We start from the raw sequence: 4,235 nt of genomic DNA, 5'->3' as shown, positions 1-4,235 counted from the left end.
GTCATGGGTCCTCGCGTGCGCGGCCGCCTCGGCCCGGCTCGCGAACGGCCCCCCGGTCAGCCCACACACCCCGCACACCAGCCCAACGGCGCTCACCGCGCCGCCCCGGCAGCCACATCCGGCCCGACGGAGGCGGTGTCGGTGGCGAGCCGCCGGACGGCGGCACGCAGGTCGGGGTCGTCCGACACCTGGGTGTAGGCCTCAACCGGCTGGCCGTGGAAACGGCCGGTACACGCCAGCCACAGCGGGTTTTCCGCCTCCGGGTGGACGGCGACGGTGACCGGGGCGCCCAGCAGTCCGGCGAGGACCCCCATCCCGGCGATCTCGATGTGTCCGCGTTCCCGGTCCGACAGCCCCCGGCCGTACGGGGACGACACCTGCGCGCCGATCTCCGCCCCGGCGTAGGAGTGCAGGGTGATGTACAGGTACACATCGGCCCCGGCCGCCTCCACCAGGGCGGCGGCGGTCCGCAACTGGTCGGCCTGCCCGGCCAGCCGTCCACCATCGCCGTCGAACGGGTCGGCGGCGGGCACCGTCGGGGACTCCCCGTACGGCAGGGCCGTCATGACGTGCGCACCGGGGTACGGGCCGGGCGCCGCAGCGTCCGACGTTCGTCTTCGTCCAGACCACCCCAGATACCGGCGTCCTGCCCGGTATCCAGCGCCCAGCCCAGGCAGGCACAACGCACCGGGCAGCGGGCGCACAGCGCCTTGGCCGCCGCAACCTGACGTTCCACCGCGTCGCCGGAGGTGCCAGCGGGGAAGAACAGGTCCGGATTCGTGCCCCGACAGGCCGCCCGCTGCCGCCAGTCCACGCTCATGCCGCACCGCCGGTGGCGCGGAGGTCGCCGGCCAGGGTCAGGAGCAGGTCGGCGGTGGTGACATCGACGAGCTCGATCACCACGTGCATCCGGGTGTCGGGGTGGCCCTCGGCGAGAGTGTCGCCGGCGGCGGCCGCCTCGTCCCGGTCGTCGAACGGGCCGACCACGTGCATCTGGCCGGCGCCGGCGAGCACGGCGACGAACCTCTGCACGGTCAGCCGCGGGCAGCCGCACTGCCACTGACTGCCGCACACGGTGCAGGTCAGCGTGTGCGGGTCACTGCCGGGCGTACTCCCGGCGACAGCAGGCGGTACCGGCGGGGCGTCCGCGTCCGCGTCGCACTCCATGTCCTCATGGCAGTCCAGGTGCTCAGGTCCGACGCCGCAGTCGAAGACCTCACCCTCGACCGGATCGCCGCAGTGGACGCAGCGCGGGGCGATAGCGGTACGCACATGACAGGGGCACTGTCGGGACTGGACTGTGCGTGCACATCCGGCCAGTGAATGGCCAGTCCGGGGATGTCCGCACGTGCGGCACATCCCGTGGCCGAACTGGTCGGCGCCTTGCAGCCACCGTGTGACGGTCTCCGAACCCAGGTCAGGCTTCGTCATGACGCCTTACCCCCACGCCGGGTGCCGCCGTGGATGCGGGCGTGCTCCTGGCGCCGCCGCTCAGCGTCGCTGGATGACAGCCGCGACGTCTCGCAATACCCGCAGGTACACGAAACCGTGTGCTCGGACGTGCCACGCACATGCGTGGTGATCGTGATGTGGTCAGCCGGCACAGCGTTCCTTCCTCCGGCCTCCCGGCACCGGCCAGGAGACGCACCAACAGGGGTGCGGAAGGCGCCACAAGAAGACTCAGACGCTGTACACTCGAAGAGCGATCTCTAGTCGCGTCTGGCCCGGTGTGGGTTGCCTCCCACCCGGGCCTTCTTCATGTCCAGAAGACCCGGGCTCTTGCCTCCGCTGAGACGGGTTGCCTCCCGTCTCGGCAGTGACGCTGAGTCTAGAACCTAGCCGGCTAGCCGGTCAAGGCTGCTAGCAAGGATAATCTTCTAGGTCAGAAGGTCCAGGCCTGCCGAAGGCGCGCACTGTCGGAGACCATCCGCTCAACCAGGACCACCGTTCCGCCCGCGTCCCTCGCGACCCGAAACGCTTCGGTCACCGGCGCTCCAATCTCGATCCCGAGCGCCGCGGCTTCGTCCTCCGTCGCGGCACGGGCATAGACCGTGTCGAGGCCACCGGGTGCGGCCGCGAACCCAGCTCGCGCCATTAGCTCCATGGCGTTGGAAGGCAGCCGGTTAGGGACAATCAGCTCCGGCACCGCGTCCACGACAGCATCCGGGTAGTACGACGTGCAGACTTGCACGGCCCGATCGTCAATCAGCAAAAGCCGCTGCCGCCATGCGACCAGCGCATCTGCCTCGTACCCGAACGCGTCGGCGACGTCCACCGGCGGGACGGCGCGCCCAGCTCCGGTCACGCGCTGCGTTCCGGCCATGCCGTACTCAGCGACAATCTCGCGCCAGGTTCGGCGCTTGCCGTCGTCACCTGGGATGGTCATCTCGGTCATGACGTGGACCACGGGCCTGTTGTCCAGGACGAAGGTTCCCCGTCCGGACTCCGAGCGGACGAGCCCCCAGCTCTTGAGGAGCCTCACGACTGCCTGAGCCGTCGGGTTAGAGACGTTGTGCTCCCGCTGGATAGCCGGGAGGCTCGGGATCGGGTCGCCGGCACGGAGCTCACCCCGGCTGATCTGCTCGCGGATCGCCCACGCAATGGACTGGTAGGTGTGGCGACCGCCACCGCGATCGATCATCTTTCCCTCCCGAAAGTTAGCCACTTAGCCAGCTAGCCTAGCCGCTCGGAGGGCATCCCTCTTGATCGGAATCTGTCGGCACGGTGGCCCACGACATCCGTCGAATGTTCGTAACTGAACGGGTTTATCCCATCACGCCTGGTCTTTTCTCGATATGGTCTAGGGCATGTTTGCGCCAGGCCGCCCGCCATACACCGCGGATCGCGGCATCACTGCGAGACATGATCGAAAATGGCGAGTATCCGCCTGGTAGTCGGCTTCCTCCACACCGCGAACTTGCCCAGACGTTCAATGCCGCCCAAGAGACGATCCGACGAGCGATCGCGCAGCTCCAGACCGAAGGACTCGTCGAAACCCGAGGCCAGCACGGGACGTTCGTCCAGACCCGGCCGTCGGTCCGACGCATCGCGACGGACTTCTACCGCCGACGCCCATCGGCATCCAAAGAGTCGACATCGCCGTTCGCCCGCTCCGTCGCAGCGTCAGGCGGACGAGCGTCATGGGATCATGAGACGACACGCGAGACGGCAGACGAACAGGTTGCCGATCGGCTCGCCATCCAGCCAGGCGACTCGGTCATCGTGACGAGGTACCTCTACCGCTACGACGGAACGCCGATCCAGACGGCAGTCTCGTGGGAACCAGCGGCACTCACCGTAGGTACATCGATCGAGCTGCCCGAAGAGGGCGCGGCGGTTGGCGTTGTCACACGTTTCGATCTGATCAACCTTCGGATCGACTCGGTAGAAGAAGAGATCACCTCACGGCCACCGACGACCAGCGAAGCGAAAGCGCTCGCACTGCCACCAGGCGTCTCGGTCCTCGTGATGAAGCGCACCTACCGAGTAGGTGACATGCCGGTCGAGACGGCGGACATCGTTATGGCAGGCCATCGGTCTGTGCTTGCCTACCGACTTATGGTGACCTGAGGCGGAAGCGATGCGATCCATGGAGGACAGCCGCGACGCGGAAACGCCAGCAATGGCGCCCGCGGCGCCCGCGCTACCCCATCGTGAACCGGAAGGCTAGGTCTCCGCCCACCTCGGTGCCAACTGAGTCCAGTCGTGCCCGTTCCGGGATGTACATGGCCAGGATGCGGATCAGCTCGTCAGGGCCGACTCCGGTGCGCACGCGTAGCTCCGCCGTTCCGTCGATGGCGCTGACGCGCAGTCTCGCCCCACGGACGTCCCGATCGTCGTGCCGGTCCATGCCTGCCCCCTGGTAGCGCGTGATCGGAGTTCCGCCCGTGTCAGGTCCGCGCATCCGGGACGGCGCGCGACCGTTCGGGCACGGTAGCGTGCTTGCGGATCCGAAGAAAGAGCGCGGACCACGGATCCGGATCCGCGCCCACCATCCGGAACCGTGGCCAGCACCAGCGAGCCGGAGAAGCGGCCTGCGATTCCGGCTGACCTGATCGGCTTCGGCGAGCTACGAGAACTGCTTGGCGTCGCCCGCTCGCGAGCCCACACGATCACCCGAGATCGCGATTTCCCCGCACCCTGGTATACCGGCGAGAAAGAGCGTCTGTGGCACCGCGCCGACGTCGCAGTCTGGCTGGACGTGCACCGGCCCGGGTGGCGCGGGACGGACACCT

7 protein-coding genes are annotated in these 4,235 nt (G+C 68.2%); 2 read left to right on the top strand and 5 right to left on the bottom strand.

The genetic code is table 11. The annotated features are described in order from the left end of the window. Positions 1 to 92: 92 nt before the first annotated feature. From U9980_RS23725 to U9980_RS23710, 4 genes are all read right to left on the bottom strand, one after another. On the bottom strand, positions 93 to 566 hold the full coding sequence (locus U9980_RS23725; RefSeq protein ID WP_322769963.1) for a hypothetical protein: 474 nt from the start codon (positions 564 to 566) through the stop codon (positions 93 to 95). Continuing rightward, on the bottom strand, positions 563 to 814 hold the full coding sequence (locus U9980_RS23720; protein WP_322769964.1) for a WhiB family transcriptional regulator: 252 nt from the start codon (positions 812 to 814) through the stop codon (positions 563 to 565). Before U9980_RS23720 ends, U9980_RS23725 begins: the two co-directional genes overlap by 4 nt. A gap of 2 nt (positions 815 to 816) precedes the next feature. Beyond that, positions 817 to 1,272: a hypothetical protein gene (locus U9980_RS23715; RefSeq protein WP_322769962.1), complete on the bottom strand. Its 456-nt coding sequence runs from the start codon at positions 1,270 to 1,272 to the stop codon at positions 817 to 819. 610 nt (positions 1,273 to 1,882) lie between these two features. Beyond that, positions 1,883 to 2,665 carry a GntR family transcriptional regulator gene (locus tag U9980_RS23710; RefSeq protein ID WP_322769961.1) on the bottom strand — a complete coding sequence of 261 codons (783 nt, stop codon included), beginning with the start codon at positions 2,663 to 2,665 and terminating at the stop codon, positions 1,883 to 1,885. 197 nt (positions 2,666 to 2,862) lie between these two features. Between U9980_RS23710 and U9980_RS23705 the strand changes: the two genes are divergently transcribed. Continuing rightward, positions 2,863 to 3,570 carry a GntR family transcriptional regulator gene (locus tag U9980_RS23705; protein WP_322769960.1) on the top strand — a complete coding sequence of 236 codons (708 nt, stop codon included), beginning with the start codon at positions 2,863 to 2,865 and terminating at the stop codon, positions 3,568 to 3,570. Between the two features lie 73 nt (positions 3,571 to 3,643). On the opposite strand, the gene U9980_RS23700 is transcribed toward U9980_RS23705, so the two are convergent. Beyond that, positions 3,644 to 3,850 carry a hypothetical protein gene (locus tag U9980_RS23700; RefSeq protein WP_322769959.1) on the bottom strand — a complete coding sequence of 69 codons (207 nt, stop codon included), beginning with the start codon at positions 3,848 to 3,850 and terminating at the stop codon, positions 3,644 to 3,646. A gap of 153 nt (positions 3,851 to 4,003) precedes the next feature. Between U9980_RS23700 and U9980_RS23695 the strand changes: the two genes are divergently transcribed. After that, a partial coding sequence (locus tag U9980_RS23695) for a hypothetical protein (protein WP_322769958.1) occupies positions 4,004 to 4,235 on the top strand: 232 nt, incomplete at its 3' end.

The sequence above is a fragment of the Protofrankia sp. Cr1 genome (genome assembly GCF_963555865.1).
Taxonomy (GTDB): domain Bacteria; phylum Actinomycetota; class Actinomycetes; order Frankiales; family Frankiaceae; genus Protofrankia.
The sequence above is the reverse complement of the archived record's forward strand: the minus strand, read 5'-3'. Positions and strand labels throughout refer to the sequence as shown.

What these genes read in the sequence shown, in the direction of transcription:
- U9980_RS23725 (WP_322769963.1), bottom strand. Translation starts at nt 566, where the DNA reads ATGACGGCCCTGCCGTACGGGGAGTCCCCGACGGTGCCCGCCGCCGAC.
- U9980_RS23705 (WP_322769960.1), top strand. Translation starts at nt 2,863, where the DNA reads ATGATCGAAAATGGCGAGTATCCGCCTGGTAGTCGGCTTCCTCCACAC.
- U9980_RS23700 (WP_322769959.1), bottom strand. Translation starts at nt 3,850, where the DNA reads ATGGACCGGCACGACGATCGGGACGTCCGTGGGGCGAGACTGCGCGTC.